Origin of the sequence: Clostridium ljungdahlii DSM 13528, assembly GCF_000143685.1 — a bacterium.
In the GTDB taxonomy this organism is placed as follows: Bacteria; Bacillota; Clostridia; order Clostridiales; family Clostridiaceae; genus Clostridium_B; species Clostridium_B ljungdahlii.
This window is the reverse complement of sequence record NC_014328.1, coordinates 1,658,494-1,677,559: the sequence shown is the minus strand read 5'-3', so window position 1 is coordinate 1,677,559 and position 19,066 is coordinate 1,658,494. Positions and strand designations below refer to the sequence as shown.

At 31.5% G+C, this 19,066-nt stretch carries 19 protein-coding genes and 1 pseudogene; 8 read left to right on the top strand and 12 right to left on the bottom strand.

Annotation, left to right across the window (positions count from 1 at the left end):
* Window positions 1-15: 15 nt before the first annotated feature.
* Window positions 16-339, bottom strand: coding sequence for a DMT family transporter (locus CLJU_RS07565; RefSeq protein WP_023163293.1), 324 nt, complete (start codon window positions 337-339; stop codon window positions 16-18).
* Window positions 340-557: 218 nt separating this feature from the next.
* On the opposite strand from CLJU_RS07565, the gene CLJU_RS07560 reads away from it, so the two are divergent.
* The 6 genes from CLJU_RS07560 to CLJU_RS07540 all read left to right on the top strand — a co-directional run bounded on the left by CLJU_RS07560 (window position 558) and on the right by CLJU_RS07540 (window position 5,176).
* Entirely contained in the window at window positions 558-833 is a 276-nt protein-coding gene (locus CLJU_RS07560) for a hypothetical protein (RefSeq protein WP_013238204.1), read from the top strand.
* 450 nt (window positions 834-1,283) lie between these two features.
* Window positions 1,284-1,760, top strand: coding sequence for a MarR family winged helix-turn-helix transcriptional regulator (locus CLJU_RS07555; protein ID WP_013238203.1), 477 nt, complete (start codon window positions 1,284-1,286; stop codon window positions 1,758-1,760).
* A gap of 32 nt (window positions 1,761-1,792) precedes the next feature.
* Window positions 1,793-2,845, top strand: coding sequence for an HlyD family secretion protein (locus CLJU_RS07550; RefSeq protein WP_013238202.1), 1,053 nt, complete (start codon window positions 1,793-1,795; stop codon window positions 2,843-2,845).
* An 8-nt stretch (window positions 2,846-2,853) separates the two neighbouring features.
* The gene (locus CLJU_RS23135) at window positions 2,854-3,546 is read left to right on the top strand and encodes an ABC transporter permease (RefSeq protein WP_013238201.1); all 693 of its coding nucleotides are present in this window, start codon (window positions 2,854-2,856) and stop codon (window positions 3,544-3,546) included.
* On the top strand, window positions 3,501-4,007 hold the full coding sequence (locus tag CLJU_RS23130; RefSeq protein WP_278244765.1) for an ABC transporter permease: 507 nt from the start codon (window positions 3,501-3,503) through the stop codon (window positions 4,005-4,007). The genes CLJU_RS23135 and CLJU_RS23130 overlap by 46 nt, the downstream gene beginning before the upstream one ends.
* Window positions 4,007-5,176: an ABC transporter permease gene (locus tag CLJU_RS07540; RefSeq protein ID WP_013238199.1), complete on the top strand. Its 1,170-nt coding sequence runs from the start codon at window positions 4,007-4,009 to the stop codon at window positions 5,174-5,176. The genes CLJU_RS23130 and CLJU_RS07540 overlap by 1 nt, the downstream gene beginning before the upstream one ends.
* 577 nt (window positions 5,177-5,753) lie before the next feature.
* On the opposite strand, the gene CLJU_RS07535 is transcribed toward CLJU_RS07540, so the two are convergent.
* Entirely contained in the window at window positions 5,754-6,275 is a 522-nt protein-coding gene (locus CLJU_RS07535) for a nitroreductase family protein (protein WP_013238198.1), read from the bottom strand.
* 31 nt (window positions 6,276-6,306) lie between these two features.
* The gene (locus CLJU_RS07530; protein WP_013238197.1) at window positions 6,307-6,519 is read right to left on the bottom strand and encodes a zinc ribbon domain-containing protein; all 213 of its coding nucleotides are present in this window, start codon (window positions 6,517-6,519) and stop codon (window positions 6,307-6,309) included.
* 159 nt (window positions 6,520-6,678) lie between these two features.
* On the opposite strand from CLJU_RS07530, the pseudogene CLJU_RS23330 reads away from it, so the two are divergent.
* Window positions 6,679-6,922 (top strand): annotated as a pseudogene (locus tag CLJU_RS23330) (ISNCY family transposase); the annotation flags it as partial.
* A gap of 45 nt (window positions 6,923-6,967) precedes the next feature.
* Here CLJU_RS23330 and CLJU_RS07525 read toward each other — a convergent pair.
* The 9 genes from CLJU_RS07525 to allE form a co-directional block, all read right to left on the bottom strand.
* Window positions 6,968-8,431, bottom strand: coding sequence for an NCS1 family nucleobase:cation symporter-1 (locus CLJU_RS07525; RefSeq protein ID WP_013238196.1), 1,464 nt, complete (start codon window positions 8,429-8,431; stop codon window positions 6,968-6,970).
* A gap of 40 nt (window positions 8,432-8,471) precedes the next feature.
* On the bottom strand, window positions 8,472-9,830 hold the full coding sequence (gene allB / locus CLJU_RS07520) for an allantoinase AllB (protein WP_013238195.1): 1,359 nt from the start codon (window positions 9,828-9,830) through the stop codon (window positions 8,472-8,474).
* An 18-nt stretch (window positions 9,831-9,848) separates the two neighbouring features.
* Complete coding sequence (allB, locus tag CLJU_RS07515; RefSeq protein ID WP_013238194.1) at window positions 9,849-11,216, bottom strand: allantoinase AllB; 1,368 nt, start codon at window positions 11,214-11,216, stop codon at window positions 9,849-9,851.
* 110 nt (window positions 11,217-11,326) lie between these two features.
* Complete coding sequence (locus CLJU_RS07510; protein ID WP_013238193.1) at window positions 11,327-12,796, bottom strand: NCS1 family nucleobase:cation symporter-1; 1,470 nt, start codon at window positions 12,794-12,796, stop codon at window positions 11,327-11,329.
* 196 nt (window positions 12,797-12,992) lie between these two features.
* A complete protein-coding gene (ilvC, locus tag CLJU_RS07505) occupies window positions 12,993-13,988 on the bottom strand; it encodes a ketol-acid reductoisomerase (RefSeq protein ID WP_013238192.1) in 996 nt (331 codons plus the stop codon).
* 66 nt (window positions 13,989-14,054) lie between these two features.
* Entirely contained in the window at window positions 14,055-14,993 is a 939-nt protein-coding gene (arcC, locus tag CLJU_RS07500) for a carbamate kinase (RefSeq protein WP_013238191.1), read from the bottom strand.
* 18 nt (window positions 14,994-15,011) lie between these two features.
* Entirely contained in the window at window positions 15,012-16,025 is a 1,014-nt protein-coding gene (locus CLJU_RS07495) for an aspartate/ornithine carbamoyltransferase family protein (protein ID WP_013238190.1), read from the bottom strand.
* 44 nt (window positions 16,026-16,069) lie between these two features.
* Window positions 16,070-17,308, bottom strand: a complete 1,239-nt coding sequence (locus CLJU_RS07490; protein ID WP_041705071.1) for a Zn-dependent hydrolase — start codon at window positions 17,306-17,308, stop codon at window positions 16,070-16,072.
* Window positions 17,309-17,328: 20 nt separating this feature from the next.
* A complete protein-coding gene (gene allE, locus CLJU_RS07485; protein ID WP_013238188.1) occupies window positions 17,329-18,096 on the bottom strand; it encodes a (S)-ureidoglycine aminohydrolase in 768 nt (255 codons plus the stop codon).
* A gap of 252 nt (window positions 18,097-18,348) precedes the next feature.
* Between allE and CLJU_RS07480 the strand changes: the two genes are divergently transcribed.
* On the top strand, window positions 18,349-18,882 hold the full coding sequence (locus CLJU_RS07480) for a nitroreductase family protein (protein WP_013238187.1): 534 nt from the start codon (window positions 18,349-18,351) through the stop codon (window positions 18,880-18,882).
* The last annotated feature ends 184 nt before the right edge of the window (window positions 18,883-19,066 follow it).

The following is a 19,066-nucleotide window of genomic DNA, read 5'->3' as shown; positions in this document are numbered from 1 at the left end:
CTAATTATAAAAAGGTTAGTGACTAACGCCGCTAAAGTTTAATCCTACAACTCCTAATATAATAAAAAATATAGACAAAACTTTTAAAATACTTATATTTTCTTTAAAAATAAAAATTCCTATTACTGATATAATAGTAGTTCCTGCAGCTGACCATATAGCATATGCCACACTCACAGGTATCTTTTTTAAAGATATTGAAAAAAGTACAAAGCACAAGCCATACGTTAGAATTGTTCCTAAAGCTGGCAGTAATTTTGTAAATCCATCAGACATCTTCATACAAGTTGTTCCTATTGTTTCAAGTATAATAGCTCCAATTAGATAAATCCATTCCAACAATAAAACCTTCTTTCACTGTTTATAATAATATTAGTCTATTTATGGACTAATATTATTATAAGCTAAAGGTTCTTTTTGTTCAATTACAAATAATTTTGCTGAAAACAAAACGAAACTATATAATAAGATGATGCTCTTATTACAATCTCTATTGGCCTAAATTCTTATGCAGTGCTATAATTACATTATTAATTTAAAGTACAGAGGTGCAAATTATGGACAACACAACTACTGAATTAGAACTGCTTTATACTGATGCTAAAAAAGATCCTTCCTTAAGAAAGAAGCTGCTGGAAACTCATCTCGCAGATGATCCTATGGATACATTTTGTAAAATAGCCTGTGATGCAGGACATCCTATAACTGTTGGGGGTCTTCTTGCAGTTGGACAAGAGTACAGTGACAACCAATGCAAAAGCACAAACGGCGGAAATCCAGATCCCTACGATTCATTTGAAGACGCATACGAAATGTTTTTATCTTCCTTATAATCTCACTTAATACATAATTAATGGATTGCCTAATTTTAAGGCAATCCATTTTTGTGGTCCATAACTTTAGTAACTTCGTACATTTGCCGGACACTTGATAATGCAAACACGTTACCTATATTTAACCCCTCTAACAATTCGTATCCTACATACCCTATCATTTGTGTAATACTTTTTTAATGTCAAATCTCCAGCATTTTCTTGGTAACACACATTTTTGAACTTAGATTTCCAGTTTGCAGAACTAAAACTAAAAGTTACAGATTATTAATAATAATTTCCAGTTATTGATATTGAAACTAATATAATAATGTGTATAATAGTTAGTATAGTTAATTATTAGATATGCTAACTATTAACTATACTAATTATTACTCATGCTAACTATCAATATATTAAATTAATAATGTTAACAGAATAATATGAAAAAGCATTTTAGGAGTGTTGTTTATGAATAAGAAAGATACCGATTTAATTAAGATTGATCCAATGGAGTTAACTTTTGGGGTAACTGACGAGATTATTAAAATATCAGATTTAATAAATAAAATTGGTGAAGAAGGCTATAAAAAGTTTGAATTAACACAGGTACAATTCAAAGTTCTGTATTACCTATATTTATGTGGTGATGAAGGAAGTACTTCATCTACTCTTAGTAAGAAATTAGGAGTAAAGAAACCTAGTGTAACAACTTTAATTGATAGAATGACATTAAAAGGAATTGTTCTACGACAGGAAAATAAAAATGATAGGAGATATACAAAGATTACTATAACAGAAGATGGGAAGAAAATTTTAGCTGAGATATTACCAGATAAAGAAAATATTATAGTGTCTTTATTAGGTGTTTTACCAGAAGAACAGATGCAAATTCTACATGAATCACTTGTAAAAATTAGACAACGTTTGACTAACAGGTTCTTATAAGTAAATATATTAGTTGGTTTGGGAGGATTTATATGAAAAGAAAAAAAATTGCATTAGTATTAGCTCTAACAATTACAACAGGTTTGTTTTCAGGATGTAGTAAGAATTTTGTTTTGACAGGAGATAAAATAGTAAAACAGCAAAGTGACCACTTAACTGTTCAAGGAGACATAGAGACTAAAGAAATAAATATAAATTCTAAAGCTGCAGGAAAAATAACAGCTATAAAGGTAGCTGAAGGTGACAGCATAAAAAACGGACAAGTTTTAATAACTATAGATAATAGTTCGCTAATTGCAAAAGAAGCTCAATCAAAAGCTCAAATCGATGCAGCTACTGAACAAATGAAAGCAGCACAAGCAGCAAAATCATCAGCACAAGCACAACTTCAGAAGGCTCAAAATGGAGCAAGACCGGAGGAAATTGATGAAGCCAAATCTCAATATGATTTAGCGAAATCTACATACGATAGGATAAATGCACTGTATAGTAAAGGCTATGCAGCTAAAGAAGATTTAGATAAGGCTCAAACAGATATGGAGGTGGCACAAAATCAATATGATGTTGCTAAAGATGGATCAAGACCTGAAGATATAGCCGCATTACAAGCACAAGTAAGTCAAGCAGATGCAACAATACAGGGATATCAAGCCCAAATTAAACAAGCTGAAGGTGGGCAAGATGAAGTGCAAAGTTATATAAATGATACAACAATAACAGCACCGGCAGATGGAGTTGTAAATCAGTTAAATGTAGAGGTTGGTGAACTTGTATCTACAGGAATGCCTCTTCTTGTAATGACAAATACAGTTGCACCCTGGGTTGAATGTGATATAAAAGAAACAGATCTTTCAAAAGTGAAGTTAAATGAAGAAGTGCCTGTGAAAATTCCTGCTTATCCTAATCAAAAGTTTAAAGGTAAAATAGTTAGAATTAATAAGGATGCTGATTTTGCAGTTAAAAGGGCAACAAATGATAATGGGGATTTTGATATAGTGTCCTATGGGATTAAAGTTGAATTAATTGATATGAATAAACCACTTCATGCTGGAATGACAGCCTTTGTTGATTTTGGAAAGAAGTGATGATTATTATGAAAGAAACAATATTAAAATTTAAGTATATGATAACTCCTATCTTAATGCTTTTTATAATTGGCATTGGGGGGGCTATTGTTTTAGCACTTGAATTTAGTGCTCATTCACTTAGTCAAATTCCAACTATTATTGTAGATCATGATAACTCTTTATTATCTCAATCTTTTGTTAGGGAACTAAGGACAAATTCAACATTTAATATAGTTGCATATAGCCAAATTGATAATGATGTTAAAGATTTAATAGACAAAGGAGACATAGCTGTAGGATTTATTATTCCTAAAAATTTTTCAAAGGATCTAACTGATGGAAAGAATCCCAACATTATGGTTGTTTATGATGGGGCACAAATGGCCATGACTGCTTCTAGTAAAACAAAAATTGCACAAATTCTAGGTACCATTAAATCAGCATATTTAATAAATGTAGCAGAGGATCAACTTGGATTAATGCCAGAAGTAGCTAAAAATTATATCAATCCTATAGGTTACAATTATAGACTTATAGGAAATCCTACTCAAAATATGTTTAATTTTTTCATTCCAGGATTTTCAATCAATACTATTCAGGTTGGAATGATTATAGTTGTAATTTTATTAATAAAAAAGGTAATAGCTATAAAAAAATATGGATTAAAGGTATTATGGTTGGACTTCTGGGATCAGCTTGTGTTTTTACTATATTTGTAATTTTTTGTAAATATTTTGGTTTACCTTATAGAGGGTCTGTTGAAGCAGGAGTTATGTTAACTATTCTCTTTTGTATTGGAATGACATTTGTGGGAGTACTTTTAAGTATCTTGTTTAATGGAAAGCAGATAGATGCAGTAGGACTAGCAGGCCCAGTAGCAATAACTCTATTTTTGGTTGGATACACATTTCCAACTGTAGCTATGCCTGATATTGCTCCTATAATAGCTAAATATATTCCATTTTACTACTATGCCATACCTCTAAGAGATTTAACACTTATAGGCGGAAGTTTTCAAGATAACTTATCTAATATATTCTGGCTTACTAAATTTATGATTTTTATGTGGGTGGTTACATTCCTTTTATATAAAATGAAAGAGGCTAAAAGGCTTAGAAATATTAGAATAAATGAGAAAAATAGTATCATCAATAGTCAAGATGAAGAGGTGATAACATAATGAACAGTCTTTTTAAGATATTAAAAGAAGAAAGAAGCTCCCTACTTAAGACTATTATACTCACTATTGTAGCAACACTTATTTTTGGCTATGCCATGTCTAATCCTTATATAGAGCATCTTCCATTTGGTGTAGTTGATAGAGATAATTCAAATTTGTCAAGAACTATTGTACAACAGCTTAAAATTAACCCAGGTTTAAATGTTAATTATTATGCAAATTCGGATACTGAACTTGAAAAAGCAATAAGAGATCGTAGGGTAAATGGAGGTATAATAATACCTAAGCATTTTGAAAAAGATGTAAGTATGGCAAAATCACCTAGTGCCTTATTGCTAATAGATGGAACTGATCTTCCCATACTATCCAATGTTTTAGCATATGCTAGTCAGGTTTTAGGTACGGTAAATGCTGGTGCTCAAATAAGTGTTCTTCAAGGAAATGGTATGGTTCCATACCAATCTAAGCAAACTGTTTTAAACTTTTCTTATGTTGAACGCGTACTGTATGAGCCTCAAAGTAGTTATCTTAGATATTTAATTTATACTTTGATACCTTTAGTTAATCAAGGTTTTTTTGTACCACTACTTTTAGTACCTGCTTTAATGAAGAAGAAAGAGCAATTTGCACATATTAAGATGCGTTCAAAAGAAGGTGTAAAAGCTGTAATTGGCCTTATAGGAAGAATATTACTATATTCTACTCTATGTAGTATAGTAATTTTCACTTGCTTATGTATTGTTGATAAATTATTCTGTGTACCTCTTCGTGGTGATATATTAATATATATTGTTTTAATGAGTTTATTTTTTATTAACCTTACAGCTATGGGATTAGTTTTAACATCATTTATGGATAACCTTGGTCACTTTATACTGTTTTTTAATTTGATAAATATAGTTATATTTCTAACCTGTGGTGTTGTGATGCCAGATTATCTGCTGCCAAATGGGATGGCAGATGCTCTTAATATTCTATGGCCATTCAGACATATGACTGTAGCATTAAAAATGTTAAACTTAAAAGGATTAAGCTTTGATCTTATGCTTCCTTATTTGCAAAATGAGCTTAGGTTCGGCGCATTTTGGTTACCAGTAGGACTTGCACTATACTCTGCTAAAATTGCCTTTATGAAATATAAAAACAGTAAACTACTACAGAAAGCTTAGAGCTTTACATTTTTCATCTTCACTAGAAACATACTTAATATTGGCATTAAAATTTGTTGTTTCTGTGTTTCTTATATAAATCATAAAGTTTAAAGTTAAATCTATCATTACCTAAAATTGCTTATATAAGTCTCAGTTGAATTTATAACTTTAGCATTTAAATAAAGTTAGCAATTTGGATAAGCTTAATTGTAGAGTTAACTATCTATAGGGTTTTTAACTAATAACTTAAATTATACATTAATTGAAATCTATTGATCTCAATGGTTTAACTATATGCATAATTTAATTTTAGACTTATAAACCCTATACAAGATTTCTAACTTAAAAATCAACTTATACGTAGGCATATTTTTAAGTTAAGAATTAATAGTGAGTGAATTTTTTTCTTCAATATGCTCGAAAAAACTTAAATTTAAAGTTTATTGAAGCTTTGCTTTAATTGCACTATGTTTTAGATTTTCTGTAGTATTAACGGAAGAAAATCAACCATAATTATTAATTCTTAACTCTTAATTTCTAATTATTAAAAATATCCGCAGTATAAGTTGATTTTTCGTTTAGAAATTTTATATTATTATTTTACAAATTTAATAACTCCATCTTTTCTCTCATGTGCTTTTGATATGCCTTCAGGATATCCAATGGATGCCATTCCCCAAACAATATGATTTTCAGGTATACCAAAACTACTTAGTACTTCCCTTACTTCTTTTTCATCACAAATAGTTCTTAATTGATTGATCCAACAGGAACCTATCCCTAGTGAATTTGCCATTAGAAATATATTTTCAAGAGCACAAGCACAATCAGCAAGTCCATTTACATTTTCCTTCTCATTGGACAACATAATTAAAGTTGGAGGTGCATAAAAATTATATCCAGCGTCTCTTCCTAATGCTTTTCTAACTACTTTTGCTAGCAGCTCCATCTTCTCTCTACTTTGAACGACTGTAAACTGCCAAGTTTGTTTGTTCATACCACTTGGTGCATACACCCCAGCTTTTAAAATCAATTCTAATTCTTCGTCTTTTATTTGTTCTTCTTTGAACTTTCTTACACTTCTTCTTGTTAAAATATTTTGTAAAACTTCATTCATAATGATGTCTTCCTTTCATATATATTATAAGTTAATTGCCTATAAGAAAATCTAGAATATTCCATCCAGCTGAAGACTGTGCCTTATACAATTCTGTATACCCACATTTTTTACAACTAATAGTAATAAATTTCTTATTCTGTACATCAAATATCTTTGAGAAATTTCCTCCTGTTGCCTGAAATTGATCTGATTCATATTCTGTATTTCCACATTTTGGGCAGATGTATTGTTTCTTTTCCATTTAAACCCTCCTCTTAACCTATATATGATTGTAAAATAATTATGATTGATTTACGATAATATCTTAGTATACCCTTTGCAATTATATTCCAAATAAATAAAAAATAGTGTTAAAATATAACTCATAACAATATATAAATGAGATAGACATAATTAGAAAGGTACAGAAATTAAAACTAGTAGTATCTCTCAAGCAAATGGTCGTGTAGAGCGTCTATTCCAAACGTTACAGTCACGGTTACCCTTAGGATTTGAACTAAGCAGCTGTAACAATCCTGGAACAGGCAAATGAATTCTTCAACCACTACATAAAAGAATTCATTACCAAATTTGCTCTTGAAATCAATCATACCAAATCTGTGTTTGAAAAACAACCATCTGTTGATAAAATTAATTTAACACTTAGATCATAAGATTGATTGTGGAGATTTTCGAAAATGGTTGACGCATTACTTCTGGGAATTTATTGTACTTAATTTTATATTTGGAGAATCAATTTTCATTAAACCTACATAAACAATTGCAGCTATAGCAACACCTACAAACCATGAAATATTACTTAAACTTTTTAATGAAGGAATGAAGTCTCCTATTAGTGCAAAAAATGCTCCAATTAGCGTAGCAATAAATGCTCGATAATTATATCCTTTATTATAAGTATATTCTCCATTCAAAGCATATAAATCATCCACATTTAATTCTTGCTTACGTATAATAAAATAATCAGCAAACATAATACCTGCAACCGGACCAAGTGCCCCACCAATTGTTCCTAAAAATGACATTACATTTGTAGCACTTTCCATTGTCTTCCATGGAAAAGTAAACACAGCTAAAATTGCTGTAATATAAGCTCCACGTTTAAAATTTACATACTTAGGAAATAAATTAGCAATATCATACGCAGGTGAGACCATATTTGATGCAACATTAACCGACATTGCTGCAATGCAAAGTGTAATTACTGCAGCTGCAATTACAAATGGACTATCAAAACGAGAAAGTACATCTACAATATTCCAAATTGGTTTTCCATAAGCTACCTGAGTTCCTGACGTTACAGTAATACTAGCAAATGCAAACAGTGCAAAAGTTCCAGGTAATCCTAAAAATTGTCCCTTCTTTTGAGCTTCTTGAGATTCCGCAAAACGTGTAAAATCAGGAATATTTAATATCAAAGTTGCCCATATTGATATAACTCCCGTAACACCTGCAACAAAAGGCCAAAATGCTTCCTTAAATGTTCTAAACTTTCCTGGTTGAGAATAAATTGGTCCAAGACCACCAGCAATGCTAATAGCCCAAAAAACCATACCACCAAAGACTAGATAAACCATTGGGCCTGCAAAAACTTCAAATTTTTTAATAGATTCCATACCATGATTTAATGTAAATAAATGAAGTGCCCAAAATAACAAAAATGAAATCATACCCGAAAGATGAAGTCCAAAAAAACTCCAGTTACCACCAAGGCTATTCCATGATGGCCAAAGTTTTTGTATCAAAATATTAATAGCTGTGCTTCCTGCATATGTTTGAATTCCAAACCACATAATAGCAACAAATGCTCTCAACATTGCTGGAATATTAGCACCAATAACACCAAAGGAGGAACGAATTAAAACTGGAAATGGTACTCCAAATTTTGTGCCTGCATGTCCATTAAGTGTTAATGCAGCATATAATATTAGAGAAGCAGTAATAATTATTCCTAGGGTTTGCCATGGCGAAAGCCCTAATGCTATTAACCCTCCTACAGTAGCATAAGTAGGAATATTATGAATGATTCCCATCCAAAGTGTAGCATAATTAACAGTCTTCCACGTACGTCTTTCTTTTATAATCGGTTTTAAATCATCATTTGTCAATGAATTAGAATTTTCAAACTTATAATTTTTCAATTTAATGCCCAAAATATAAACCCTCCTCATATTTAAATAACAATTCTACCTTTTATCGTATAGCTTTAACTAAACAGCCCGTACCATGTTTTCCTACAATTTTGCCATCATCATAAACTATATTTCCCCTTACTATTGTAGTAACTGGAATTCCTTTACCCTGAAGTCCAATAAAAGCTGATATTTTATTTTTATAAAAAAGTGACTCTGAAGTAATTTTCCATTTTCTTCTTGGATCAACAATTACAATATCAGCATCTGAACCAATATTTAAATTACCTTTTCTAGGATATAAATCAAAAATCTTTGCCGGCTCATTAGATAAAAGTTTTGTCAATATAGTAGGGGATAATCCTTTCTCATTCACTACTTTATTAAACATAACTTGGAATGTAGTTTGTATGCCACTTATACCTCCCCAGATTTCCCATATGTTATGTTTATCTTCTGATTTTTCTTCAATAGTACAAGGAGAATGATCGGATGCTATGCAATTTATTGTGCCATCCATCACATAATCCCAAAGTTCCTCCTTATCTTTATAACTTCTTAATGGTGGAGCACATTTGAATATTGCACCATTTTCTACCATATCATTATCCGTAAATACAAGATAATGAGGGCATGTCTCTGAAGTTACATTTACTCCTTGATTTTTTGCTTTTTTTATTTCTTTAGCAACCTCTGGGTGGCTTACATGACAAATATGAACTTTTCCACCTGATTCTCTTGCCATTTCTATCACATTTTTAACTGCTAATAATTCTGCAATAACCGGCCTTGATTGAAAATAATCTGATCTAGCAAATTTATTCTCCTTTTTTAACTTTGTTTCATAACTTTTTATTATTGAATAATCTTCACAATGGAATCCAATAACCATTCCTAATGGAGTAGTTATTTCTAATGCCTGTCTTGCTATTCCCATATTTATGGTAGAATAATCAGAAGAAACTGGACCTAAAAATGCTTTTAGTCCTATTGCACCTGACTTATAAAGTTCCTCTATATTCTGCACATTATTATCTACAAGACCACCCCAGAAAGCATAATCAACAACAGACTTGTGCATGATTTTATTTTGCTTATCTAAAAATATTTTACTTGATGTAAGTGCAGGTTCATTCTGAAGCGGCATATCAATTATAGTTGTTACACCTCCTGCTGCTGCTGCTTCAGAGCCATGAATGAAGTCTTCCCTCCATTCAAATCCCGGATCATTTAAATGTGCATGACAATCTATAGCACCCGGAAATATCATTTTTCCAGAAGCATCAATTACATTAGCAGCATCAATTTTAATATCAGTATTTGTAATGCCCACTATTTTACCGCTTTTTACAGCTATAGAACCTTTAAAAATATAATCATTTTCTATGATTTTGCCACCTTTAATAAACAAATCTAACATCTAAATTTCACCTCAAAATCAATTAATTATCAATTCACCACGATAGCCATCATCTAAAATCTTGCCCTTTTCAAATACTTTATGGCCTTTTGTAACTGTGTAAACTACCTTACCTCTAAATTTTTTACCAATAAATGGGCTAACCGAATGTTTGTATAGCAAGTCTTCTTTTTTCAATATAAAAGATTGATTTAAATCAATAATGGCCAAATCCGCATCACTTCCAACTGAAATTGTTCCTTTCCTAGGATAAATTCCAAATCTTCTAGCTGGATTAGCAGATGTTAATTTAGATATTAATTCCAGTGAAACTCCCCTCTTCCAATATCCTTCCTCTAACAGAACATTTAATGTACTTTGAGCTGAAGAGATACCTCCCCACACATTAAATATGTTTTTTCCATCACTCATATCCTTTAAATCGGGTGAAGATGGTGAGTGATCAGAAGATATAATATCAATATCCCCATTTATGAGCGCTTTCCACAATTGATCCACATCATCTTTTTTTCTAAGTGGAGGAGAACATTTCGCTATTGCACCCTGTGTTACGATGTCATCTACAGTTAAAGATAAATAGTGTGGACAAGTCTCTAATGTAACATCCACTCCTCTATTTTTTGCAAGTTTAACTCTTTTAACTACTTCACTATTACTTACATGAGCTATATGAATTTTACAATTTGCCACTTCTGCCATACACATAGCTCTATCTACAGCCTCAACTTCTGAAATAATTGGTCTTGAAGCAGCATAATCTTCAGCAGCAATTTTTCCTTCACTTATTGCCTCTGAAGCTAAATGACTAGTTATAACCTCACTTTCTGCATGAAGCATTACTATAGAATGTAGATTAGATATTTTCTTCAATCCTTCAAGCAAGCTGTTATCATCAAGATAATTAAATTCCTTGATACCACTGTTTGACATGAAACCTTTAAAGCCTATAACTCCACATTTCTTTAAATCCTTTAAATAATTTAAATTTTCAGGAACTAATCCTCCTAAAATGCCAAAGTCAATTATAGATTTTTTCTTTGCCAAATCTTCTTTTATTTTAAATTGGTCAGGATAAATTAAAGGCGGATCACTGTTTAATGGCATGTCAAAAAATGTTGTAACTCCACCTGCTGCCAAACTACAACTACCAGTATAAATACCTTCCCACTCAGTTCTCCCCGGCTCATTGAGATGAACATGTACGTCAATCAATCCTGGTAAAATATAAAGTTCTTCTGCATCGATTATTTCATTAGCAGTTGCAGTCTCATTTATTTTAGGACTCACTTCAACTATTTTACCGTTTAATATTCCAATATCTCCTTTTTTAATAGAATGTTCAGATACAATATTTCCATTTTTTATGATAAGATCATACTTATTCATTACTACCTCCTACTTAATCTAAAAATAGAACTAAGAATGTAAAGAACTGCCCCATTCAAAATATTTATTTTTTTATAAAAACGTTTAATTATAAAATTACAATCAAACAACTATAAAGAATGTTCCTCTTTGTAATCGTTAAGATCGGTAACAACAGTATCCTTCATTAATATCCAATAAGAAAGTCCGCTTACAAATACTCCTATAAACCAGGAAAATGAAGCTATTACTTTAAATGCAGGAACCATAGCTGCAGGTACAGATATTATCACTCCAAGCAATAATGCCAATACAGCCTTTTTATTAAAACCATTATCATACCAATATGATCCACTCAATTGAAATAACATTTGTACATCTACTTTTTCCTTCTTGACTACATAATAATCTACTATGATTATCGCAAAAATTGGCCCTAGAAATGCAGCCAGACCGCCTAAAAAGTAATTTACTGCAATTGGATTTGCATATATTTTCCATGGCAGTACTACTATGGAAAGCATGGCAGTAATTATTGCACCTCGCTTGAAATTAATATGCTTTGGAAACAAATTTGCAAGATCATAAACAGGAGAAACTAAATTTGCTATAACATTAATTCCTAAAGTCGCAATCATAAATCCAACGGCTCCAATAAGTTGAGCTGTATTATTGGGAATTTTTTGTACTAATAGTATAGGATCATAAATTGCCGAACCAAATATAACTATACTTCCTGCAGTCGTAATTACACTTGCTATGGAGAATAATGTAAAATTAACAGGCAATCCTAAAAAATTAGCTCTTTTAACCACTTTAAAATTTGGTGAAAATCTAGTAAAATCACAGACATTAAGCATAATTGTACTAAAATATGCTACTACCAATGCAATTGCTACTACAAATGTATAGACGGCATTTAACCCAAATAATCTTTTACCTGCTAAACCAACATTTAAGTTAATATGTCCACCCGATGTATTTACAACCCATATTATCAAGAAAAACATTAAAACGTAAACTAAAGGCCCGGCTAAGTTATTGAATTTTCTGACTATTTCCATGCCATATATCATTATTAACAATTGAACAGCCCACATAATTAGGAATCCAATCCAATAAAGACTATTCAACCCCAAAAATGATCGTAACATTAAAGATTTAGCACCCGGAGCAAATATTAATATAATGCCTACAACCGACACCGATGCTAAGTAAGTCTGTATACCATACCAAAATACTGCAACTAGGCCTCTAATTAAAGCAGGTATATTGCCTCCCCAAACCCCAAAAGATATACGGCTTATTACAGGATATGGAACTCCAAGCCTAGTTCCAAGCCTGCTGGTAAGATTGGAAAAAAACATTACAATAGATATACCAATAATTTCAGCTAATAAAACTTGCCATGCAGTCAGTCCCATAAAAAATAAACCTGCTGCAAAGGTATATCCACCAACACTATGGACATCAGACATCCACATTGCAAATATACTATATGTTTCCCACTTACGTTCTTTTGCAGGAGCAAGATCTTCATTATATAGTCTTTCATTAGGATTAACTAATTCTCCATCAAATACATCTATATCTTTTTCCATTATAATTCCTCCCTAGTTTGTTAAATAAATCACTTAAGCATATAACAAAATTTCCAACCCACTTTCTTATCAAAATAGCCTATTGAACTTAATAATATATCAACATCATAGTTACATACATATCTAGTACAATAGGCTAATTAAGTTTAAAAACTTTTTTATCAATCATTTAATTTTCATATTTCTAATTTTTATGTTATACTTCTTTACTGAACTTTTCTCTCCACTCTTTTCCTACAACTTCCATATTCGAATTCTTATGAGTTCTTCTCAATCTGTTTAAAGTAGGCATACCGCATTGGAATTCCAATAACCATCTTTTTGCAAATTCACCTTTTTCAGTTTCTCTAAATATTTTTTCAATTTCATCATAATTAATAACTCTGGGTCCAGAAGTTCTAACTGCAAATTCACAAGTTCTGCTGCATCTTTTCGACAAATATTCTTCTATTCCAACTCGATCTATATCGTCAATTACTGACCTAATGGACCTTATAGCCTTTGCATAAGCAAAGGATTTTGGATATCCATTCTTAGCCATAGTTTCATACACTGCCCTCATAAGATTGATTGTTCCACCATAAAGAACCTGTTCTTCAAAGTTATCTCCTTCAGTCTCATGTTGGAATGAAATATATACTGTACCAGTTCTTGTGCTGCCAACACCTTTAGCAATCGCAAGAGCTGTTTCTTTAGCATGTCCAGTAACATCCTGGTCTACAGCAACTGCACCATATATTCCTGAACCATCTAGAAATTTTTGCCTTACAACAGGACCTGGTCCATTAGGAACAAAAAGTACTACATCTACAAATTCTGGTGGCACAATTGTTCCATACAATATTGCAAACCCATGTGCAAAGCAAAGTGTCTGATTTGGTCTTAAATTTTGATGAATTGATTCATAATAAACTGCAGGTTGAGCAGGGTCTTGAAGTAATATCATTACTACATCAGCTTTTTTAACTGCCTCATCAAAAGGATATACAGTAAATCCATCTTTTTCCGCATTTTCCCAATCCGGATATCTATCCTTATTTCCTGCACCAATTATAACATTTACTCCATTGTCTCTTAGGCAATTGGATTGTCCTCTTCCCTGACTTCCATATCCCATTATTGCTACAACCTTACCTTTAAGTGCATCCATATTAACATCTTCATCATGATAAACCTTTTCAATACTACTCATACTTTTTTACCTCCTACTATTATTTATAATCTCTTTTTATTAGTTTTTTAATATTTATAATAATACCTATGCAACAATTACAGTCCCTGTTTTACCTTCAATAGCATCTGCTGCACATTCTAGTGATGTAATTATTGCCTTTCTCTTACTACTGGATTTTACAAACTTAATTGCAGCCTGAACTTTTGGAAGCATGGAACCTGGAGCAAATTGTCCTTGTTCAATATATTTTTCTGCATCTTTAATTGTTAACATATCAAGATTAGCTTGATTTGGCTTTCCATAATTGATTGCTGTCTTATCCACTGAAGTAAGTATTATTAATAAATTTGCGTCAAGTATTTCAGCAATTTTTTCACTAGCAAAATCCTTGTCTATAACTGCAGAGACTCCTATTAAACTATTTCCTTTAGCAATAACAGGTATGCCTCCTCCTCCAACAGTTATAACAACCTCTCCATTGTCAACAAGAGTTTTAATGGTTTTTTTTTCTGCTACATCTATAGGAATTGGAGATGGTACAACTCTTCTCCATCCTCTTCCTGCATCTTCCTTCATTATATAACCTTTTTCCTTAGAAATAGCTAAAGCCTCTTCTCTACTATAAAACGCACCTATTGGTTTTGATGGCTTATCAAATGCTGGGTCTTGCTTGTTAACAATAACTTGGGTTATAACAGTTGCTACAGGAATATTCATCCTTCTACTTAACAATTCTTCCCTTAATGCATTTTGAAGATGAAATCCAATATACCCCTGGCTCATGGCTCCACACTCTGGAAATGGCATTTTGGGAGTTTTAGCACCAGTTTTGGATGCAGTCTCCAAAGCAAGATTTATCATTCCAACTTGAGGTCCATTACCATGAGCTATTATAACTTTATCTCCCCTCTGAATTAAATCAACAATTGGTTTTACAGTACTTTTTACTAATCGCTTTTGTTCTTCTGGTGTATTACCTAAAGCGTTTCCACCCAAAGCTACTACTATTTTTCTGCTTTCCATGCTTTTAGTTCACTCCTTTTATGAAATACCTATCATAGATGCAATAAGTGCCATTCTTATTGCTACACTAAAGCTTATCTGCTTAAAATATAGCTCATGTTCTGTATTATCTATTCTAAAATCAAATTCTCCTTTGAATCTTGGTAGAGAATGCATTATTCCTATTATTTTTCCAGTTTTCTTTTTTGCTTTCTCTAAAGTTTCTAGATCAATATAATAGTTTGCTGCCTTTTCCATGAATACATCTCTTGCATCCTGTCCTACAGGAACGCTGCAGCCTGGAAGATAAACAAGATCACAAGTTGTTATTAATTCACCCTGCTCTTTCTTGTTTAAATCAAAATGTTCTTCATATTTTGCACCCATATCATTTAATTTACCTTTTATAAGATCTGGAGTTTTCAAATTCTTTGGTCCTGAATATACTATCTCAGCTCCCATTCTGGCCAAACCTAAAGCAAAAGAATGCCCACTTCTTGCTCTTGTTAGATCTGGTGATGTTACCATTACTCTTAATCCTTCAAACCTTCCAAAAGCTCTGTAAACTGTATACATATCAAGAAGTCCTTGAGTTGGATGAGTTATATTTCCCCAGCCGCAAGAAATTACTGGAACTTCAGCTGCTGGAAGTGCTTCAAATACTTGCTTATCATCAGGATGTCTTAAACCAATTATGTTTGCATATTGAGAAACTACTCTAAGTGTATCCCATAATGATTCATCTTTAGCTACAGAAGAATTATGACTTGGATCTGATTCAGTTATAACTGAACCTCCTAATCTAATCATTGCAGTTTCAGTACTAAATCTAGTTCTAGTACTTGGTTGAAAGAACATTGTGCATAAAACTTTACCATTCATTATATTTAATTTTGATCTCCAGTACGGTTCCAAAACTTCAGCCGCCTTAAATAAACTTAATAATCCTTCCTTTGAAAGATCATCAACAAATTTGAAATTTTTCCCTTTGAGTCCAGTAGCTTCAAGATAATCACTAAGCTTATTTGGTTTAAAATCTTTAGTAATAGCCATAATAAAATTCATCCTTTCTTAATTTTATACATTTCTAACTTTAACTAAATTTTATCTAGTTTTAGCAGTGTTTCTAGTAATACATCACTTCCCCTTTTTATATCTTCAAATGAAGTGTATTCTTCAGGTACATGGCTTTTCCCATCCTTACTTGGTACAAATATCATACCAACATCAGTAATTTCTGCCATTACTGCCGAATCGTGAACTGCTCCACTCAACATTTTGCAATAGGAATACCCTCTGCTTTTAACAATATCCTCAATAATATTGTTAATTTTTTCACAAGTTCTAGTGCCTTTAAACGAAGTTATTTGCCTAATATTGCATTTAACTTCATATTTATCTGAAATTCTATTTGAATAACTTATTACTTCTTTAAGCACTCTATCCATAGCATAGTCATCTAAGTCTCTTATATCAATTGTAAAGCCTACTTTTTCAGCTATAACATTTGATACATTAGGGTGACATTCTATTTTACCTACTGTAGCAACTGTTGTAGATAACCCATTTTCTTTCACTATATCGTTTACATGTGAAATTATTTCTGAAGCTGCTATCAAAGCATCTTTTCTCATATTCATAGGCGTTGCACCAGCATGATTTGATTCTCCTATAATCTCCACACCATAAGTTCTAGTCCCAGCTATCCCCTTCACAATACCTATAGACAAATTATTTTTATCTAGAACTATGCTCTGTTCTATATGAAGTTCTAACATACCAAGAATGTCCTTCTTGTCTAATCTTTCATTATCAATATTTTCAGGATTAAGACCACTTTCTTCTAAAACTTCATAATAACTTTTTCCTTCAAAATTTTTTATATTTTTTAATTCAGATGAAGCAATTTTACCAGTTATCACTTTACTCCCCAAAGTAGTAGCTCCAAAATTAGAACCTTCTTCCTCAGCAAAACCAATTAATCCTATTGTATGCTTTGTATTTATGTTATTTTCTTTTAATACTCTAATAACTTCGAGGGCTGCAATTACTCCAGTTATACCATCAAAACTTCCTCCATGTTTCACTGTATCCATATGAGAACCTACCAAAATAATTGGTAGATTTTCACACTGGCCCTTATATGTGCCTCTTAAATTTCCAACTCCATCTATTTTTACATCCATACCAAGTGAAATCATTTCGTCTATTAAATAATTTTTTGCTTTTTTATCCTCAATACTATATGAAAATCGTGTACATCCTTGTCCAGGAGTACTGGTGAACTTTTGAATTGTTCCTATATCCTTTTTTATTCTTGCTAATGAAGTCTCCATACTCATCATTTCCTAACATTTTATAAAATTACGTCTCTATTACAATCCTTAGAATAAATATAAGTTAGTCTTTCTCTTCCTGTAGTATACACTGCTTGTTTCATGAAAGGCCCAAACCATATGAAATCTTCTTTCTTAACTTGTACCCATTCATCTCCAAGTAAGTATATTCCTTGTCCCTGCATTAGATATGCTCCATGCTCCTGTACATGTGTTTCTACAAAAGGATGACAGCCATCTGGTTCAAAACTTAAAATATGCATATTCATGTCAAATCCTAATTCAACTGGAAGTAAATCCTTTATAAATACGTTTTCCATTTCATCATAAATTCTTTCTTCTATATCATTGACATTGCCAAATACTGCCCTAGCTGATTTTCCTTCAAGAGGAATATATCTTTGTTTATAAAGCAATATCCTCATTGTTCCTTTAGATTCATTTTTTATGTTCATCCCTAAATCTGCAGGTGCAAAAGCATATCCTCCCTGTTTTAATTTCTTTTCTTCGCCTCCAACTTTTACTTTAAGCTCTCCTTCTCCATCCAAGAAGAATACAAAAGTTTCAATACCATCTCCTCCAAATGTTTTAGTAGTTTTTGCATCTGGTGCTACTTCACCTATATACTGTACAAAACTTGTTCCCATTTTTGGTGAAGCAAGTATTGTCATTTTAAATCCTTCAAAATTTGGTATAACATTAATTACCCTTCCTTCTGGTGGTAAAACAGCATACTCCCCTAATTTAATTACAGCTCTTGATACAAGATGATCTTTTGGATAACTCATTTTATAACCCCTCCTAAATTTTTTAAATTATTTTCTATATTTTATAAATTTTGTAAAATAAATTACTATATATTCTAAAATAAGGAAATGGAAATTATCTATTTTGGATAATAAACTTCTATAAATTTTCTCTTATATCACTTGTTATGGATAAACAACATTAAACGTTTTATCCATAATAGATACATTTTTTAATCAATTTTATGTTACTATTTATATTAAGAAACAATTTATTAAAAGGAGGATATAAAGATGCTCGAACTATTAAAAAAGAGAAGAAGTATAAGAAAATACACAAATGAAAAAGTTTGCGATGAAAAAATATTAAACTTAATACAAGCTGCATTATTCTCACCAACATCTAAAAATTCTAAATCTTGTGAATTTATTATTGTTAAAGATAAAAACTTATTAAGTAAACTTTCTAATTTCAAACCAGATGCCTCATTTTTAAAAAATGCTGATCTTGGAATTATCGTTATGGGTAATTCCTTGCTAAGTGATGTATGGATAGAAGATGCTTCAATTGCAGCAAGTAATATCCATTTGTTATCTCAAGAAATAGACCTAGGTTCTTGTTGGATTCAAGTAAGAAATAGAAATTATAATGAAAATACATCCTCAGAAGAATACATTAGAAACTTGTTTAATGTTCCTGAAAACATAAACATTCTAGCAGTAATCTCTGTAGGCTTCCCAGGTGAGCAAAAAGATCCTTTGACAGAAGAAAACTTAAATTACAATAAAGTATATTTGAATAGTTATTTAAATAAATACTTAAAGTAGCAGTATGAATTATTATCAAGGGACTGTCGCACTAAGGAATTTACATACAACACATTGTTTTGCAAGTCACTTGCTAACACAATATGTTGTAGAATCTATTTTTAGTGCGACAACCCCTTCTTGAATTATTTAAAGTAAATAATTCTTTTAAGCAAAAATAGAGGAATATTATAAATTATTATCG

Bases quoted from the DNA above. Each gene is read 5' to 3' on its own strand.
- CLJU_RS07495 (WP_013238190.1), bottom strand. From the start codon at position 16,025: ATGGCTATTACTAAAGATTTTAAACCAAATAAGCTTAGTGATTATCTT.
- allB (WP_013238194.1), bottom strand. From the start codon at position 11,216: ATGAATAAGTATGATCTTATCATAAAAAATGGAAATATTGTATCTGAA.
- allB (WP_013238195.1), bottom strand. From the start codon at position 9,830: ATGTTAGATTTGTTTATTAAAGGTGGCAAAATCATAGAAAATGATTAT.
- CLJU_RS07510 (WP_013238193.1), bottom strand. From the start codon at position 12,796: ATGGAAAAAGATATAGATGTATTTGATGGAGAATTAGTTAATCCTAAT.
- CLJU_RS07540 (WP_013238199.1), top strand. From the start codon at position 4,007: ATGAACAGTCTTTTTAAGATATTAAAAGAAGAAAGAAGCTCCCTACTT.
- CLJU_RS07490 (WP_041705071.1), bottom strand. From the start codon at position 17,308: ATGGAGACTTCATTAGCAAGAATAAAAAAGGATATAGGAACAATTCAA.
- CLJU_RS07535 (WP_013238198.1), bottom strand. From the start codon at position 6,275: ATGAATGAAGTTTTACAAAATATTTTAACAAGAAGAAGTGTAAGAAAG.
- ilvC (WP_013238192.1), bottom strand. From the start codon at position 13,988: ATGAGTAGTATTGAAAAGGTTTATCATGATGAAGATGTTAATATGGAT.
- allE (WP_013238188.1), bottom strand. From the start codon at position 18,096: ATGAGTTATCCAAAAGATCATCTTGTATCAAGAGCTGTAATTAAATTA.
- CLJU_RS07555 (WP_013238203.1), top strand. From the start codon at position 1,284: ATGAATAAGAAAGATACCGATTTAATTAAGATTGATCCAATGGAGTTA.
- CLJU_RS07530 (WP_013238197.1), bottom strand. From the start codon at position 6,519: ATGGAAAAGAAACAATACATCTGCCCAAAATGTGGAAATACAGAATAT.
- CLJU_RS23135 (WP_013238201.1), top strand. From the start codon at position 2,854: ATGAAAGAAACAATATTAAAATTTAAGTATATGATAACTCCTATCTTA.
- arcC (WP_013238191.1), bottom strand. From the start codon at position 14,993: ATGGAAAGCAGAAAAATAGTAGTAGCTTTGGGTGGAAACGCTTTAGGT.
- CLJU_RS07560 (WP_013238204.1), top strand. From the start codon at position 558: ATGGACAACACAACTACTGAATTAGAACTGCTTTATACTGATGCTAAA.
- CLJU_RS07480 (WP_013238187.1), top strand. From the start codon at position 18,349: ATGCTCGAACTATTAAAAAAGAGAAGAAGTATAAGAAAATACACAAAT.
- CLJU_RS23130 (WP_278244765.1), top strand. From the start codon at position 3,501: ATGGTTGGACTTCTGGGATCAGCTTGTGTTTTTACTATATTTGTAATT.
- CLJU_RS07550 (WP_013238202.1), top strand. From the start codon at position 1,793: ATGAAAAGAAAAAAAATTGCATTAGTATTAGCTCTAACAATTACAACA.